This is a genomic window from Pseudomonas putida (assembly GCA_041071465.1).
Lineage (GTDB): Bacteria > Pseudomonadota > Gammaproteobacteria > Pseudomonadales > Pseudomonadaceae > Aquipseudomonas > Aquipseudomonas putida_P.
Window position 1 is genome coordinate 986,089 of sequence record CP163498.1, and the last position, 16,881, is coordinate 1,002,969.

11 protein-coding genes and 2 pseudogenes are annotated in these 16,881 nt (G+C 62.7%); 6 read left to right on the top strand and 7 right to left on the bottom strand.

Going from position 1 to position 16,881, the window contains the following annotated elements; translation table 11 throughout:
- Nucleotides 1-34: 34 nt before the first annotated feature.
- Nucleotides 35-668 (bottom strand): annotated as a pseudogene (gene ttgR, locus AB5975_04570) (efflux transport transcriptional regulator TtgR).
- A gap of 257 nt (nucleotides 669-925) precedes the next feature.
- On the opposite strand from ttgR, the pseudogene ttgA reads away from it, so the two are divergent.
- The 6 genes and pseudogenes from ttgA (at nucleotide 926) to AB5975_04600 (ending at nucleotide 9,891) form a co-directional block, all read left to right on the top strand.
- A pseudogene (gene ttgA / locus AB5975_04575) lies at nucleotides 926-2,079 on the top strand (toluene efflux RND transporter periplasmic adaptor subunit TtgA).
- A 3-nt stretch (nucleotides 2,080-2,082) separates the two neighbouring features.
- Nucleotides 2,083-5,235 carry a multidrug efflux RND transporter permease subunit TtgB gene (ttgB, locus tag AB5975_04580; GenBank protein XDR21185.1) on the top strand — a complete coding sequence of 1,051 codons (3,153 nt, stop codon included), beginning with the start codon at nucleotides 2,083-2,085 and terminating at the stop codon, nucleotides 5,233-5,235.
- On the top strand, nucleotides 5,232-6,686 hold the full coding sequence (locus AB5975_04585) for an AdeC/AdeK/OprM family multidrug efflux complex outer membrane factor (GenBank protein XDR21186.1): 1,455 nt from the start codon (nucleotides 5,232-5,234) through the stop codon (nucleotides 6,684-6,686). The genes ttgB and AB5975_04585 overlap by 4 nt, the downstream gene beginning before the upstream one ends.
- Nucleotides 6,687-6,937: 251 nt before the next feature.
- A complete protein-coding gene (locus tag AB5975_04590; GenBank protein XDR21187.1) occupies nucleotides 6,938-8,194 on the top strand; it encodes an OprD family porin in 1,257 nt (418 codons plus the stop codon).
- Nucleotides 8,195-8,342: 148 nt separating this feature from the next.
- Entirely contained in the window at nucleotides 8,343-9,266 is a 924-nt protein-coding gene (locus AB5975_04595) for a LysR family transcriptional regulator (GenBank protein ID XDR21188.1), read from the top strand.
- Nucleotides 9,267-9,378: 112 nt separating this feature from the next.
- Nucleotides 9,379-9,891, top strand: a complete 513-nt coding sequence (locus AB5975_04600; GenBank protein ID XDR21189.1) for a DUF962 domain-containing protein — start codon at nucleotides 9,379-9,381, stop codon at nucleotides 9,889-9,891.
- Nucleotides 9,892-9,908: 17 nt separating this feature from the next.
- On the opposite strand, the gene pcaC is transcribed toward AB5975_04600, so the two are convergent.
- The 6 genes from pcaC to AB5975_04630 form a co-directional block, all read right to left on the bottom strand.
- Complete coding sequence (gene pcaC / locus AB5975_04605) at nucleotides 9,909-10,301, bottom strand: 4-carboxymuconolactone decarboxylase (GenBank protein ID XDR21190.1); 393 nt, start codon at nucleotides 10,299-10,301, stop codon at nucleotides 9,909-9,911.
- 10 nt (nucleotides 10,302-10,311) lie between these two features.
- On the bottom strand, nucleotides 10,312-11,103 hold the full coding sequence (gene pcaD / locus AB5975_04610; protein ID XDR21191.1) for a 3-oxoadipate enol-lactonase: 792 nt from the start codon (nucleotides 11,101-11,103) through the stop codon (nucleotides 10,312-10,314).
- Nucleotides 11,104-11,114: 11 nt separating this feature from the next.
- Nucleotides 11,115-12,467: a 3-carboxy-cis,cis-muconate cycloisomerase gene (locus AB5975_04615; GenBank protein ID XDR21192.1), complete on the bottom strand. Its 1,353-nt coding sequence runs from the start codon at nucleotides 12,465-12,467 to the stop codon at nucleotides 11,115-11,117.
- A gap of 9 nt (nucleotides 12,468-12,476) precedes the next feature.
- Nucleotides 12,477-13,766, bottom strand: a complete 1,290-nt coding sequence (locus AB5975_04620) for an MFS family transporter (protein XDR21193.1) — start codon at nucleotides 13,764-13,766, stop codon at nucleotides 12,477-12,479.
- Between the two features lie 188 nt (nucleotides 13,767-13,954).
- Nucleotides 13,955-15,160: a 3-oxoadipyl-CoA thiolase gene (pcaF, locus tag AB5975_04625; protein ID XDR22918.1), complete on the bottom strand. Its 1,206-nt coding sequence runs from the start codon at nucleotides 15,158-15,160 to the stop codon at nucleotides 13,955-13,957.
- 269 nt (nucleotides 15,161-15,429) lie between these two features.
- Nucleotides 15,430-16,776 carry an MFS transporter gene (locus tag AB5975_04630; protein XDR21194.1) on the bottom strand — a complete coding sequence of 449 codons (1,347 nt, stop codon included), beginning with the start codon at nucleotides 16,774-16,776 and terminating at the stop codon, nucleotides 15,430-15,432.
- Nucleotides 16,777-16,881: the final 105 nt, after the last annotated feature.

Consider the following 16,881-nt stretch of genomic DNA (forward strand, 5'->3'; position numbering starts at 1 on the left):
GGGGAAACACTCCCTCACAATCCTTAACAAAGTGTCATTTGCGCAACGCCGGGCTCAAGCGCAGCATATCCAGCCCGGTGTCGACCCGATTTTTCGACATCACCCAACAGATCGACACTGTCAGGCAGCAGCAGCCAGCGCCCGATCAGGCCATCGACATAGGCGAACATGGCCACCGCCGCGCGCTCGACATCCAGCTCGCCAGGCAACTGGCCCCGGCGTACGGCATTGGCCAACGCCAGGGTGATGCCCTTGTGGCAATCCAGCACCGCACCCTGGCGCTGCTGGCGAATTTCACACATGTCATCGGTGAACTCGCACTTGTGATGCAGGATTTCATTGATACGCCGGGTTCGGGCATCGAGCACCAGCTCGTTGAACACTTGCAACAGCAGCTTGCGCATGCAGCCAAGCGGATCGAGTTCGTCCTCGCTTTCGCTCGCCCGCGCCAAATGGTCATGGGTCTCGTGCAGGCTGTCGAGCAACGCCTGCACCAACTCGGCCTTGTTGTTGAAGTGCCAGTAGATAGCCCCGCGCGTCACACCCGCGAGTTCGGCGATGTCAGCCAGTGTGGTTCGCGCAACCCCGCGCTTGTAGAAGGCCTTTTCCGCCGCCTCGATGATCTGGGCGCGGGTTTCCTGGGCTTCTTCTTTGGTTCGACGGACCATGGCAGTACAACCTCATCTGGCCCGAACGCGCAGCGCGTGCGGGGAACGCTCCGGTGGCACCTCTGCAGGGGGCCTCACGGATGAGCTAATCAAGGGCTGTGGCAGTACCCAAGTACAACCCAGCGGTATTTACAAACAACCATGAATGTAAGTATATTCCTTAGCAAGCTATTTATCCACCGGATAGCAATTTTTCCAGATCAAGTCTCTTCCATTACTCTTGAGCGTCTCCCTGCTCCTGCGACCCGAGGATCCTCATGCAATTCAAGCCAGCCGTTACCGCTCTGGTTTCCGCCGTCGCCCTGGCAACCCTGCTCAGTGGCTGCAAGAAGAAGAAGCAGCGCCAGCGGCGCAGGCTCCTCAGGTCGGCGTCGTGACCATCCAGCCCCAAGCCTTCACCCTGACCTCGGAATTGCCGGGGCGTACCACTGCCTACCGCGTTGCCGAGGTGCGCCCGCAGGTCAACGGCATCATCCTCAAGCGCCTGTTCAAGGAAGGCAGCGACGTCAAGGAAGGCCAGCAGCTGTACCAGATCGACCCTGCCGTGTACGAAGCCACCCTGGCCAATGCCCAGGCCAACCTGCAGGCTACCCGCTCGCTGGCCGAGCGCTACAAGCAGCTGATTGACGAGCAAGCCGTCTCCAAACAGGAATACGACGACGCCAATGCCAAACGATTGCAGGCCGAGGCTTCGCTCAAGAGCGCCCAGATCGACCTGCGCTACACCAAGGTTCTGGCACCGATCAGCGGCCGTATCGGTCGTTCTTCGTTCACCGAAGGTGCACTGGTGAGCAACGGCCAGACCAACGCCATGGCCACCATCCAGCAACTCGACCCGATCTACGTCGACGTTACCCAGTCCACCGCCGAGCTGCTCAAGCTGCGCCGTGACCTGGAGAGCGGCCAGTTGCAGAAGGCCGGCGACAACGCCGCCTCGGTTCAGCTGGTGCTGGAAGACGGCAGCCTGTTCAAGCAGGAAGGTCGCCTGGAGTTCTCCGAAGTCGCGGTCGACGAAACCACCGGCTCGGTCACCCTGCGCGCCCTGTTCCCCAACCCTGACCACACCCTGCTGCCAGGCATGTTCGTGCATGCGCGGCTGAAGGCCGGGGTCAACGCCAACGCCATCCTGGCGCCGCAACAAGGCGTGACCCGCGACCTGAAAGGCGCGCCGACCGCACTGGTGGTCAACCAGGAAAACAAGGTCGAACTGCGTCAGTTGAAGGCCAACCGTACCCTGGGCAGCGACTGGCTGATCGAAGAAGGCCTCAACCCAGGTGACCGCCTGATTACCGAAGGGCTGCAGTACGTGCGCCCAGGTGTCGAGGTGAAGGTCAGCGAAGCCACCAACGTCCAGAAGCCGGCCAGCCCTGATCAGGCCAACGCGGCAAAAGCAGACGCCAAAGCGGAGTAAACCATGTCGAAGTTCTTTATCGATCGCCCGATCTTCGCCTGGGTGATCGCCTTGGTGATCATGCTGGTCGGGGCCTTGTCGATCCTGAAGTTGCCGATCAACCAGTACCCCAGCATCGCACCGCCGGCCATCGCCATCGCCGTGACCTACCCGGGCGCCTCGGCGCAAACCGTGCAGGACACCGTGGTGCAGGTGATCGAGCAGCAGCTCAACGGTATCGACAACCTGCGTTATGTGTCGTCGGAAAGTAACTCCGACGGCAGCATGACCATTACCGCCACCTTCGAACAGGGCACCAACCCCGACACCGCCCAGGTTCAGGTACAGAACAAGCTGAACCTGGCCACCCCACTGCTGCCACAAGAAGTGCAGCAGCAAGGTATCCGCGTCACCAAGGCTGTGAAGAACTTCCTGCTGGTGATCGGCCTGGTGTCCGAAGACGGCAGCATGACCAAGGATGACTTGGCCAACTACATCGTCTCCAACATGCAGGACCCGATCTCGCGTACAGCGGGTGTGGGTGACTTCCAGGTGTTCGGTGCACAGTACGCCATGCGTATCTGGCTCGATCCGGCCAAGCTGAACAAATTCCAGCTGACCCCGGTCGACGTCAAGACCGCCGTGGCCGCGCAGAACGTGCAGGTGTCCTCCGGCCAGCTCGGCGGCCTGCCGGCCATGCCGGGCACCCAGCTGAACGCCACCATCATCGGCAAGACCCGCCTGCAAACCGCCGAGCAGTTCGAGAAGATCCTGCTCAAGGTCAACAACGACGGTTCGCAGGTGCGTCTGGGTGATGTCGCCCAGGTAGGTCTGGGGGGTGAAAACTACGCGGTCAGCGCTCAGTTCAACGGCAAGCCGGCTTCCGGCCTGGCAGTAAAACTGGCTACCGGCGCCAACGCCCTGGACACCGCCAAGGCACTGCGCGAGACCATCAAAGGCCTGGAACCGTTCTTCCCGCCTGGGGTGAAAGCGGTATTCCCGTATGACACCACTCCGGTGGTCACCGAATCGATCAGCGGCGTGATCCACACCCTGATCGAAGCCGTGGTCCTGGTGTTCCTGGTGATGTACCTGTTCCTGCAGAACTTCCGCGCCACCATCATCACCACCATGACCGTACCGGTGGTGTTACTGGGTACCTTCGGCATCCTTGCCGCCGCGGGCTTCAGCATCAACACCCTGACCATGTTCGCCATGGTCCTGGCCATCGGTTTGCTGGTGGACGACGCCATCGTCGTGGTGGAAAACGTCGAGCGGGTGATGTCCGAGGAAGGCTTGCCGCCCAAGGAAGCCACCAAGCGTTCGATGGAACAGATCCAGGGTGCCCTGGTGGGTATCGCCCTGGTACTGTCGGCCGTACTGCTGCCGATGGCGTTCTTCGGCGGTTCCACGGGTGTGATCTACCGGCAGTTCTCCATCACCATCGTCTCGGCCATGGGCCTGTCGGTGCTGGTTGCGCTTATCTTCACCCCGGCGCTTTGCGCCACCATGCTCAAGCCGCTGAAGAAGGGCGAGCACCACACTGCCAAAGGCGGCTTCTTCGGTTGGTTCAACCGCAACTTCGACCGCAGCGTGAACGGCTACGAGCGCAGCGTGGGCACTATCCTGCGCAACAAGGTGCCGTTCCTGCTGGCCTATGCGCTGATCGTGGTCGGCATGATCTGGCTGTTCGCTCGCATCCCAACCGCGTTCCTGCCCGAGGAAGACCAGGGCGTGCTGTTCGCCCAGGTGCAAACCCCGGCAGGCTCCAGTGCCGAGCGCACCCAGGTGGTGGTCGACCAGATGCGTGAGTATCTGTTGAAGGATGAAGCCGACACCGTAGCGTCCGTGTTCACCGTCAACGGCTTCAACTTTGCCGGTCGCGGGCAGAGTTCGGGCATGGCATTCATCATGCTCAAACCCTGGGATGAACGTTCCAAGGAGAACAGCGTGTTCGCCCTGGCCCAGCGTGCCCAGCAGCACTTCTTCACCTTCCGTGATGCAATGGTGTTCGCCTTCGCCCCACCTGCGGTACTCGAACTGGGTAACGCCACCGGTTTCGACGTGTTCCTGCAGGACCGCGGTGGTGTCGGCCACGAGAAGTTGATGGAAGCGCGCAACCAGTTCCTGGCCAAGGCCGCGCAGAGCAAGATCCTCAGCGCTGTGCGCCCTAACGGCCTGAACGATGAACCGCAGTATCAGTTGACCATCGATGACGAGCGTGCCAGCGCCCTGGGCGTGACCATTGCCGACATCAACAACACCCTGTCGATTGCCCTGGGTGCCAGCTACGTCAACGACTTCATCGACCGTGGCCGAGTCAAGAAGGTGTACATCCAGGGCGAACCCAACGCCCGAATGAGCCCTGAAGACCTGCAGAAGTGGTACGTGCGCAACGGCAAAGGCGAGATGGTGCCGTTCTCCTCCTTCGCCAAAGGCGAATGGACCTACGGCTCGCCGAAACTGTCGCGTTACAACGGCGTCGAGGCGATGGAAATCCTCGGTGCGCCGGCGCCGGGCTACAGTACCGGTGAAGCCATGGCCGAGGTCGAGCGTATCGCTGGCGAACTGCCAAGCGGTGTAGGCTTCTCCTGGACCGGCATGTCCTACGAGGAAAAGCTCTCCGGTTCGCAGATGCCGGCGCTGTTCGCCCTCTCGGTACTGTTCGTGTTCCTGTGCCTGGCAGCCCTGTACGAAAGCTGGTCGATCCCGATCGCCGTGGTACTGGTAGTACCGCTGGGTATCATCGGTGCACTGATCGCCACCAGTCTGCGCGGCTTGTCCAACGACGTGTACTTCCTGGTCGGCCTGTTGACCACCATCGGCCTGGCGGCGAAAAACGCCATTCTGATCGTCGAGTTCGCCAAGGAACTGCACGAGCAAGGCCGCAGCCTGTACGACGCGGCGATCGAGGCGTGCCGCATGCGTCTGCGCCCGATCATCATGACCTCGCTGGCGTTCATCCTTGGCGTGGTACCGTTGACCATCGCCAGCGGCGCCGGCGCCGGCAGCCAGCACGCCATCGGTACGGGTGTGATCGGCGGCATGATCAGTGCGACCGTACTGGCTATCTTCTGGGTACCGCTGTTCTTCGTCGCAGTGTCGTCGCTGTTCGGCAGCAAAGAGCCGGAAAAAGACGTCACCCCTGAAACTCCACGTTATGAGGCTGGGCAATGACCAAGTCTTTGTTGTCCCTGGCGGTAACCGCTTTCATTCTTGGCGGCTGCTCGCTGATCCCTGACTACCAGACCCCGGAAGCGCCGGTGGCTGCGCAGTGGCCGCAAGGCCCTGCGTACTCGCCAACGCAATCGGCGGATGTTGCCGCCGCCGAACAGGGCTGGCGCCAGTTCTTCCACGATCCGGCGCTGCAACAGCTGATCCAGACCTCGCTGGTGAACAACCGCGACCTGCGCGTCGCGGCGCTGAACCTGGACGCCTACCGCGCGCAGTACCGCATTCAGCGTGCCGACCTGTTCCCGGCGGTTTCGGCCACCGGCAGCGGCAGCCGCCAGCGCGTCCCGGCGAACATGTCGCAAACCGGTGAATCTGGCATCACCAGCCAGTATTCGGCAACCCTGGGTGTCAGCGCCTACGAGCTGGACCTGTTCGGCCGCGTGCGCAGCCTGACCGAGCAAGCCTTGGAAACCTATCTGTCCAGCGAGCAGGCGCGTCGTTCCACGCAAATCGCCCTGGTGGCCAGCGTGGCCAATGCCTACTACACCTGGCAGGCCGACCAGGCCCTGTTCAAGCTGACCGAAGAAACGCTGAAGACCTACGAGGAAAGCTACAACCTCACCCGTCGCAGCAATGAAGTCGGCGTCGCTTCTGCACTCGACGTCAGCCAGGCACGCACCGCCGTGGAAGGCGCCCGGGTCAAGTACTCGCAGTATCAGCGCCTGGTCGCCCAGGACGTCAACAGCCTGACCGTGCTGCTGGGCACCGGCATTCCAGCCGACCTGGCCAAGCCGCTGGAGCTCAATGCCGACCAGTTGGCCGAAGTGCCGGCCGGCCTGCCGTCGGATATCCTCCAGCGCCGCCCGGACATCCAGGAAGCCGAGCACCTGCTCAAGGCCGCCAATGCCAACATTGGCGCGGCCCGCGCAGCGTTCTTCCCGAGCATCAGCCTGACCGCCAACGCGGGCAGCCTGAGCCCCGACATGGGCCACCTGTTCGCAGGTGGCCAGGGCACCTGGCTGTTCCAGCCGCAGATCAACCTGCCGATCTTCAACGCCGGCAGCCTGAAGGCCAGCCTGGATTATTCGAAGATCCAGAAGGACATCAACGTCGCCAAGTACGAAAAAACCATCCAGACCGCCTTCCAGGAAGTCTCCGATGGCCTGGCGGCGCGCAAGACCTTCGAAGAGCAGCTGCAGGCCCAGCGCGACCTGGTGCAGGCGAACCAGGATTACTACCGCCTGGCCGAACGCCGTTATCGCATCGGGATCGACAGCAACCTGACCTTCCTCGACGCCCAGCGCAACCTGTTCAGCGCCCAACAGGCACTGATCGGCGACCGTCTTTCGCAGCTGACCAGCGAGGTCAACCTGTACAAGGCGCTCGGCGGTGGCTGGTACGAGCAGACCGGGCAGGCCAACCAGCAGGCGTCGGTGGATGCACCGAAAGGCTGATTGAGTTCGCAGCAACGTCAAGCCCACCTTCACGGTGGGCTTTTTATTCGTCGGTACAGAAAGAATTAACCAACCGGAACATTCCGTTCGATTATCGCCCCGTTCCGTTTGCGGCGAATTGCCTCACCCCCGCCCAACCCCGCACCATCCCCCACGCAACGTTGCCCAAGTTCATCACTAAAGACCCGCACCTGCCGGCTCGATCCAGCAGTGCACCGGCTCGCCCCATAAAAACAAGAGATCCACGACAGATGAGCACTTTGCAACCCGCACGCCAGCTGCTGCCCGGCTTGTTAGCCATGTCCTGCGCCCTCCCCGTGTTCGCCGCCAACGAAGGTGGATTCATGGAGGACGCCAAGGCCACCCTCAACCTGCGCAACTTCTACATCAACCGCAACTTCGTCGACCCGGCCCATCCGCAGGGCAAGGCCGAGGAATGGACGCAAAGCTTTATCCTCGACGCCCGTTCCGGGTTTACCCAGGGCACCGTCGGTTTCGGCGTGGACGTCCTGGGCCTGTATTCGGTCAAGCTCGACGGTGGCAAAGGCACCACCAACACTCACCTGCTGCCCGTGCATGACGACGGCCGCCCTGCCGATGACTTTGGCCGGTTGGGTGTAGCACTGAAAGCCAAGCTGTCCGAAACCGAACTGAAAGTCGGTGAATGGATGCCGGTACTACCGATCCTGCGCTCGGACGATGGCCGTTCGCTGCCGCAAACCTTCCGCGGTGGCCAGCTGACCTCCAAGGAAATCGCCGGCCTGACCCTGTACGCCGGCCAGTTCCGCGGCAACAGCCCGCGCAATGACGCCAGCATGGAAGACATGTCGCTGAACGGCAAAGCCGCGTTCACCTCCGACCGATTCAACTTCGGCGGCGGTGAGTACACCTTCAACGACAAGCGCACCATGATTGGCCTGTGGGACGCCCAGCTCAAGGACATCTACCGCCAGCAGTACCTCAACCTGACGCACAGCCAGCCGCTGGGCGACTGGACCCTGGGCGCCAACCTCGGCTACTTCATCGGCAAGGAAGACGGCGGCGAACGTGCCGGCAAGCTGGACAACCGCACCGCTTCCGCCCTGCTTTCGGCACGCTACCAAGGCCATACCTTCTATGTCGGGCTGCAGAAGGTGAGCGGCGACGATGCCTGGATGCGGGTCAATGGCACCAGTGGCGGCACCCTGGCCAACGACAGCTACAACTCGAGCTTCGACAATGCCAAGGAGCGCTCCTGGCAGGTTCGCCATGACTTCAACTTCGCCACCGTCGGCGTACCCGGCCTGACCCTGATGAACCGCTACATCAAGGGTGACAACGTGACCGTTGGCAACGTGGACGATGGCAAGGAATGGGCACGGGAAACCGAGCTGGCCTATGTGGTGCAGTCGGGCAGCTTCAAGGACCTGTCGGTGAAATGGCGCAACTCCACCATGCGCCGGGACTTCAGCACCAATGCGTTCGATGAGAACCGCCTGATCGTGAGTTACCCGCTGAATCTGCTTTGAATCTGCTGGCCTCTTCGCGAGGAACTCGCGAAGAGGCCGGAGATACAACAAAATAACCAAAAGAAATAAACAAATCCTTAAAGCTTCTTTGACGATATAAGCTGTAACCGCTTGAATAGAGCCCTGATCCCCGCCCCAGAGCCGTGACATGGACCTCCGCCAGCTGCGCTACTTCATTGCCCTCACCGAATACCGCAGTTTCGTTCGGGCCGCCGAGGCCATGGGCATCACCCAACCCGCCTTCAGCCGCGCCATCCAGGGCCTGGAACACACGTTCGGCTGCCCACTGGTCGACCGCGCCAGCAAAGCCCTGCCGCCCACCCCAGAAGGCCTTGTGGTGCTGCAACATGCCCGGCGCCTGGTACAGGGGGCTGCGCAGTTGAGCAACGAAGTGCTGCAAATGACCAAGCTCGACGCCGGCGAACTGCACTTCGGCAGTGGCCCGGCGCTGGCCGTGCGCCTGGTGCCCGATGCCTTGCGCCACTTCATCGAACGCCACCCAGGCATCCGCACCTCGCTGCTGGTGGACGATACCGAACGTCTGGGTCAGGCCCTGCGCCGTGAACAGATCGAGTTTTTCGTCGACGATATCCGCCCGTTCGAAGCCGACCCCAACTTCCACACCGAAGCCTTGTCACCCCGCCCCGGCCTTTTCTTCTGCCGCCCTGGCCACCCGTTGCTGGCCAAGGACAGCCTGTCGACCAACGACCTGTTCAGCTACCCGCTGGCCAGCGCTTTGCTTGACCCCGGTGTACGCAAACGCCTGGCCAACCTCAGTGGGCGAAGCGACTTCACGCCGCACCTGCAAACCGAGCACCTGGCCATACTGCGCAGCGTGGTGCAGGCCAGCGATGCTATCGGCACTGCCAGTGAAGAGGCCGTGGCCGATGACCTGGCCAACGGAAGCCTGGTGCGCCTGCACTGGCGCAACCTGCCGCCGGCGCTGGAAGTGTTGAGCGTTCGCTGTGGCGTGGTCAGCCGCAGTGGCTACCGTCTGTCGCCAGCGGCGCGGGCGATGATCGAGACACTGGTGGGGCTGGATACGCCTGTACGGGCTGCTGCCATTCGCTGAGCTGATGATGGTGGTAGCCGCAGGCTATCCTGAGCTATATCGGTTGCCTGTACCGGCCTCTTCGCGGGTACAGGCAATACACCCCGATCAGGCAAACCAGGGAGGCATAACAATGAAAACCCTCGTCGACCACCTGAGCCAGTACGCCAGCTACCACCGCGACCCACGCAACATCATCACTCACTTCATCGGTATCCCTATGATCGTGCTGGCGGTCACCATCCTGCTTTCACGCCCAGGCTGGGAATTTGCCGGCATGTGGCTTTCCCCTGCCCTGCTGGCAGCGGCGGCATCGGTATGGTTCTACCTGCGCCTGGACCTGCGCTTCGGCCTGGTGATGGGTGCATTGCTGGGGCTATGTCTGTGGGTCGGCCAGGTGCTGGCAGTGCAAACGACTGCACTGTGGCTCAGCGCCGGGCTAGGGGCATTCGTGGTGGGTTGGATCATCCAGTTCGTCGGCCACTACTATGAAGGCCGCAAACCGGCCTTCGTCGACGATGTCAGCGGCTTGATCATCGGGCCGCTGTTCGTGGTGGCAGAAGCCGCGTTCATGCTGGGCCTGTGCCCGGCCCTGAAACAGGCCGTAGAAAACAACGCAGGCCCTGTTGTGATGCGGTCTGTGTAGGAGCGACCGCGTAGCACTCAGCTACGCGACTCTACACCCAGCTCGTCCCACACCGACTCAGCCATGTGGAAGGTGGCATTGGCTGCCGGAATGCCGCAGTAAATCGCGCTCTGCATCAGCACTTCCTTGATCTCGTCGCGGGTCACGCCGTTGTTGGCCGCCGCCCGCAGGTGCAGCTTCAGCTCGTCGTTGCGGTTCATGCCGATCAGCATGGCGATGGTGATCAGGCTACGGGTATGGCGCGGCAGGCCTGGGCGGGTCCAGATATCACCCCAGGCGTGGCGGGTGATCATTTCCTGGAATTCGCCGTTGAAGTCGTTGAGCTTCTCCAGGCTGCGGTCCACATGGGCATCGCCAAGCACCGCACGGCGCACTTGCATGCCGGCGTCGTAACGCTGTTTTTCATCCATGGCGTTGCCCTCAGTGAGCCAGCAGGAAGTCGAGCACGCGGCGGCTGAACGCCTCGCCAATTTCGACGTTGGACAGGTGCGCTGCCGGGAAGTCGACGTACTCGGCACCTTGGATACCGGCCTGCATGAAGCGGCCATGTTCAGGGGTGGTGACCACGTCTTCGGTGCCGGCAACGATCAGTGCAGGCACCTGGATGCGGCCCAGTTGCTCACGGTAATCGGCGTCACGCACTGCTGCGCAGTTACCGGCATAGCCCTGCGGGCTGGTTTGCGCCAGCATCTGGCAAATGCGCTGGGCTTGCTCTGGCTGGGCCTGGGCAAAGCCTGGGGTGAACCAACGGGCGATGGAACCATCGCGCAGATCGACCATGGCCTGCTGGCCACCTTTGAGCACGGTGTCGATACGGGTGTTCCACACCTCGTCATTGGCGATCTTGGCGGCGGTGTTGCACAGGATCAGGCTGTGCAGGCGCTCGCCGGCGTTGATGCCCAGCCACTGGCCGATCAGCCCCCCCATCGACAGGCCGACAAAGTGCGCTTTCTGGATGTCCAGGCCATCGAGCAGGGCCAGCACGTCAAGGCCCAGCTGTTCGATGCTGTAAGGGCCTTCGGTGACCAGCGATGCGCCATGGCCACGGGTGTCGTAGCGCAGCACACGGAAGTGCTGGCTCCACAGCGGAATCTGGGTGTCCCACATGCCCAGGTCGGTACCCAGCGAGTTGGACAATACCAGCACCGGGGCGTTGTCCGGGCCATCGATGTGGTAGTTCAAAACGCCATCGGCCAGTTGCAAATGCGCCACAGCAGTCTCCTTCAGGCAGTGAAATGTTGATGTTCGGATACGGCGCGCGCCACCCAGACGCGGGCCTGGCCCAGGTAATGGGCAGGGTCGAGCAGGCGATCGAGTTCTTCGCCAGACAGCTCGGCGCTGACCTGCGGCTCGTCACCCAGCACAGCACGCAGGTGGCGCTGTTCAGCCACCGCGCGCTGGCAGCATTGTTCCAACAGGTGGTGAGCACGGTCACGGCCCAGGCGTTGGGCGAGGACGATGCTCACCGCTTCGGCCAGCACCAGGCCTTGGGTCAGATCGAGGTTGTGGCGCATGCGCACGGCATCCACCTCCATGCCCTCGGCAATCACCTGGGCCTGGCGCAGGGCGCCAGAGACCAGGCAGCAGATATCCGGCAGGGTTTCCCATTCGGCGTGCCACAGGCCGAGGCTGCGCTCGTGCTCCTGGGGCATGGCGGCGAACAGCGTCGACAGCAGGCCCGGCACGCGAGTGGCAGCACCGATCAACACCGCGGCACCGACCGGGTTGCGCTTGTGCGGCATGGTCGAAGAACCGCCCTTGCCTGGTGCGGAAGGTTCGAACACCTCCCCCGCCTCGGTTTGCATCAGCAGGCTGATATCGCGGCCGAACTTGCCCAGGCTGCCGGCAACCAGGCCCAGTACCGAGGCAAATTCCACCAGGCGGTCGCGCTGGGTGTGCCAGGGTTGCTCGGGCAGGGTCAGCTTGAGTTGCTCGGCCAGCGCTTCAGCCACCGGCATCGCCTTGCTGCCCAGTGCCGCCAGGCTGCCCGAGGCACCGCCGAACTGCAGCACCAGCAGGCGCGGACGAAGTTCCCGCAGGCGCTGACGGTGGCGGGTCAAGGCGCCCAACACACCGGCCAGTTTCATGCCCAGGGTCACAGGGGTGGCGTGCTGCAGCCAGGTGCGGCCCACCAATGGCGTATCGGCATGCTTCAAGGCCTGCTGCGACAGGGTGTCGGCCAGTTTGCCAAGGTCGGCTTCGATCAAATCGAGGGCATCGCGCAACTGCAACACAAGACCGGTGTCCATCGCGTCCTGGCTGGTAGCCCCCAGGTGCACATAGCGCTCGGCTTCAGGCACGCCCGTGGCAATCACCTTGCCCAACGCCTTCACCAGCGGGATCGCCGAGTTACCAGCGGTGGCGATGGCATTGGCCAGCGCGCCAACGTCATAGCGCTCGGCCTGGCACGCTGCCTCGATGGCCGCCACAGCGCTGTGCGGGACCAGCCCGGCAGCGGCCTCGGCATGGGCCAGCGCGGCTTCGAAATCGAGCATGCCCTGCAGCCGGCCACGGTCGGAAAAAACCTCGCGCATGGCCGGCGCGGTGAAGTAGGCGTCGAACAGTTGGTTGCTCATGCAGCGTCCTTAATCATCATGGTGCAGGTACGCCGCCTGCTTCGGCAGGCGCAGGCTGAACAGGAAGGCAATCGCCATCATCGCCGTCACGTACCAGTAGAAGGTGTTTTCCATGCCCAGGGTTTTCAGGCCCAAGGCCACGTACTCGGCCGAACCGCCGAATGCCGCGTTGGCCACCGCATAGGCCAGGCCCACACCCAGCGCGCGTACTTGCGGCGGGAACATCTCGGCCTTCACCAGGCCGCTGATGGAGGTGTAGAAACTGACGATACACAAGGCCAGGCTGATCAGAACGAAGGCCATGAACGGGCTGGTCACGGTTTTCAGCGCCATCAGCAATGGCACGGTGAACAGGGTACCCAAAGCGCCGAACAGCAGCATCGAGTTGCGCCGACCGATGCGGTCCGACAACATGCCGAAGAACGGCTGCAGCACCATGAACAGGAACAGCGCACCGGTCATCACGTAGCTGGCGTTTTTCGCCGTCATGCCTGCAGTGTTGACCAGGTACTTCTGCATGTAGGTGGTGAAGGTGTAGAAGATCAACGAGCCGCCAGCGGTGTAACCCAGCACCGTGATGAACGCCGCTGCGTGGTTGCGGAACAGGCCACCAATCGAACCTGCATCCTTGTCATTACGGGTTTCGGCGCTGCTGGTCTCGTGCAGCGAGCGGCGCAGCATCAGCGAGATCAGCGCGGCGATGGCGCCCACCACGAATGGGATGCGCCAGCCCCAGGCCCGCAGTTCATCTTCAGTCAGCAGTTGTTGCAGGATCACCACCACCAGCACCGCCAGCAACTGGCCGCCAATCAGGGTGACGTACTGGAACGAAGCAAAGAAACCGCGCTGGCCGCGCAGGGCCACTTCACTCATGTAGGTGGCGGTGGTGCCGTATTCGCCACCCACCGACAGGCCCTGGATCAGGCGGGCCAGCAACAGCAGCGCCGGGGCCCAGGTGCCGATGCTGGCATAGGTAGGCAGGCAAGCGATCATCAAGGAGCCGAAACACATCATCAGCACCGAGATCATCAAGGAATTCTTGCGACCGTGGCGGTCAGCGAGACGGCCGAAGATCCAGCCACCGATGGGGCGCATCAAAAAGCCTGCAGCGAACACGCCTGCCGTGTTCAACAGCTGCACGGTAGGGTCATCGGAGGGGAAGAAGGCCGGGGCGAAGTAGATCGCGCAAAAGGCGTAGACGTAGAAGTCGAACCATTCCACCAGGTTGCCTGATGAGGCACCGACAATGGCGAAGATGCGCTTGCTGCGTTCTTCGCCGGTGTAATAGGTTGAGGTCATGACGGTTTTACTCCTGGAGGGTCCTAGGTAAGTCTAGACATACCTGGTAACACACTCGTTCCGCTATCAGGCTGGCAATTGGCCTTGTGTCTAACAGGTCCGGCCTCTTCGCGGGCAAGCCCGCTCCCACAGTAGGAGGCGTGGTTCCACCTGTGGGAGCGGGCTGCCCGCGAAGAGGCCGGTACAGGTCAAACCCGCTCGATGGCCAGTGCCAGGCCCTGACCGACACCCACACACATGGTTGCCAGGCCCTTGCGCCCACCACTCCTCTCCAACTGATGCAGTGCAGTCAGCACCAGGCGCGCACCGCTCATGCCCAGCGGGTGACCCAGGGCGATCGCGCCGCCGTTAGGGTTCACCTGCGGCGCGTCGTCGGCCACACCCAGCTCACGCAACACCGCCAGGCCTTGGCTGGCAAACGCTTCGTTAAGCTCGATCACATCGAAATCACTGACCGCCACACCCAGGCGCTCGGTCAACTTGCGCACCGCCGGCACCGGGCCAATGCCCATGACACGTGGCGCAACGCCGCCACTGGCCATGCCCAACACGCGGGCACGTGGGGTCAGGCCGTGTTTCTGCACCGCTGCGGCCGACGCCAGGATCAGCGCCGCCGCACCATCGTTCACACCCGAGGCGTTGCCAGCGGTGACCGTCTTGTCAGGGCCATTGACCGGCTTGAGCTTGGTCAGCGCTTCCAGCGTGGTTTCCGGGCGCAGGTGCTCGTCACGCTCAACGATGGTTTCGCCCTTCTTGTGCGCAATGCGCACCGGCACGATCTCTTCGGCGAAGTAGCCCGCCGCTTGGGCGGCTGCAGCTTTCTGCTGGCTGCGCAGGGCGAAAGCGTCCTGGTCAGCACGCGAAACCTGATAGTCGTCGGCCACGTTGTCGGCGGTCTCCGGCATGGAATCCACGCCGTACTGGTGCTTCATCAGTGGGTTGATGAAGCGCCAGCCGATGGTGGTGTCTTCCAGCTTCATGTTGCGCGAATAACCGCTTTCGGCTTTGCCCATGACGAACGGGGCGCGCGACATCGACTCGACACCACCGGCAATCACCAGCTCCATTTCGCCACTGGCAATGGCGCGGAAGGCGGTGCCGATGGCATCCATGCCCGATGCGCACAGGCGGTTCAGGGTGACGCCGGGGATGCTGTCCGGCAGGCCGGCCAGCAGCAGCGCCATGCGTGCCACGTTGCGGTTGTCTTCACCGGCCTGGTTGGCGCAGCCGAAGAACACCTCGTCCACCTGGTCCCACTGCACGCCGGGGTTGCGCTCGATCAGCGCCTTCAGCGGCACGGCGGCCAGGTCATCGGCCCGCACGCTGGCCAGGGCGCCGCCGAAGCGGCCGATCGGGGTGCGGATGGCGTCACAGATGAATACGTCGTGCATCAGGCTTTCTCCTGCCACTTGGCCATGGGCTGCGGCGGTACGGGCTTCGAGGTCACACAGGGTGGACAGCTCGACTTGGGTGGGTTCGGTAATGGTCTGCACGTGGCATTTGGAGGCTCCTGGTCAGGGTGCTTCGGTGGCCCCAGATTAAGGAGACTGGCAGGTAGCTTTCAATTCGATAATCGACTATATGTGCGATTATCGAACCATTTGTTGCTTGCCTAAGCATCGAGCCGTTGCTGCGAATGGGCCGCATAGCGGCCCACCGCTTATCACGTCGCGTCCGCGTGACTCACCAGGCCCTTCACGATCACACCCACGGCCGCCAGCGCCGCCGGCACCAACAGTGCGGTCAGCACTTGCTCGAAGTTCCAGCCCAGGCCCAGCAGCGTCGCGCCGCTCCAGGCCCCCAGAATGGCGCCAAAGCGGCCGATACCCAGCATCCACGATACACCGGTGGCCCGGCCCTGGGTGGGGTAGAAGCGTGCCGCCAAAGATGGCATCGCCGACTGTGCACCGTTCACGCACATGCCGGCGATCAGCACCAGCGTGGCCAGCAAGGTGATGTTGCCCAGGCTCTGCCCCACGGCGTAGGCGAACACCCCGGCCAGCAGGTAGAAAATGCCGATCACCTTGTGTGGGTTGAAACGGTCCATGGCCCAACCCACGCCAACTGCACTGAGCACGCCACCGAACTGGAACAGCGCGCCGATGAACGCGGCCTGTTCCATGCTCGCGCCGCTGTCACGCATCAGGGTGGGTAGCCAACTGGTCAGCAGGTAGACGATCACCAGGCCCATGAAATAGGTCAGCCACAGCAGCACGGTGCCCAGCCCATAGGTGCCAGAGAAGATCACCGCAAACACGTTGCGTGCAGCCACCGCCTTTTGTTCCGGCACGCTGAAGCTGCCGGCCTCGGCCACTACGTGCGGCGCAATCGGCGACAAAGTCTTGCGCACCTTGTCGGTGCCTCGGTTGCGTACTACCAGGAACCGCGCCGACTCCGGCAGCCAGAGCATCAACACCAGTGCCAGCAGCAACGGCAACACGCCACCGATCACCAGCAGGCTGTGCCAGCCGTAGGCCGGGATCAGCTTGGCGGAGATGAAGCCACCACCCGCCATGCCCAGGTTGAAACCGCAGAACATGCTGGTCACCAGCAACGACTTGAGGCGTTCAGGGGTGTATTCGGACAGCAACGTGGTGGCATTGGGCATACCTGCCCCCAGGCCCAGCCCTGTCAGGAAGCGCAACACCAGCAGTTGGTCGACGTTGGTGGCATAGGCCGAGGCCAGGCTGAAGCCACCGAACACCAGCACAGCACCCACCAGCACGCCTTTGCGGCCGAAACGGTCAGCCAGCGGCCCGGAGCCCAAGGCGCCGAACACCATCCCGATCAATGCGGCACTCATCACCGGGCCGAGGCTGGCGCGATCGATCCCCCACTCCTGCGACAGGGCCGGGGCAATGAAACCCATGGCGGCGGTGTCCAGGCCATCGAGAAAAACGATCAGGAAGCACAACAGCACGACCCGCCACTGATAGCGGGACAGCGGCTGCTGATTGATGAACGACTGAACGTCGAGGCTTTTGCCGACGTTGGTTTGTGCTTGGTTCATTGTTGTTATCCAGAATGTGGGGCACAGCAAGGCCACTGCACGCGAATAACCGGTGCAAGAGGGCGATGATTGGAAATAGGGTCTGCGTCAGCCTGGATACAACGG

Coding starts and splice junctions, on each gene's coding strand:
- ttgB (XDR21185.1), top strand. CDS start 2,083: ATGTCGAAGTTCTTTATCGATCGCCCGATCTTCGCCTGGGTGATCGCC.
- pcaC (XDR21190.1), bottom strand. CDS start 10,301: ATGGATGAAAAACAGCGTTACGACGCCGGCATGCAAGTGCGCCGTGCG.
- AB5975_04590 (XDR21187.1), top strand. CDS start 6,938: ATGAGCACTTTGCAACCCGCACGCCAGCTGCTGCCCGGCTTGTTAGCC.
- AB5975_04620 (XDR21193.1), bottom strand. CDS start 13,766: ATGACCTCAACCTATTACACCGGCGAAGAACGCAGCAAGCGCATCTTC.
- AB5975_04615 (XDR21192.1), bottom strand. CDS start 12,467: ATGAGCAACCAACTGTTCGACGCCTACTTCACCGCGCCGGCCATGCGC.
- AB5975_04600 (XDR21189.1), top strand. CDS start 9,379: ATGAAAACCCTCGTCGACCACCTGAGCCAGTACGCCAGCTACCACCGC.
- AB5975_04585 (XDR21186.1), top strand. CDS start 5,232: ATGACCAAGTCTTTGTTGTCCCTGGCGGTAACCGCTTTCATTCTTGGC.
- AB5975_04630 (XDR21194.1), bottom strand. CDS start 16,776: ATGAACCAAGCACAAACCAACGTCGGCAAAAGCCTCGACGTTCAGTCG.
- AB5975_04595 (XDR21188.1), top strand. CDS start 8,343: ATGGACCTCCGCCAGCTGCGCTACTTCATTGCCCTCACCGAATACCGC.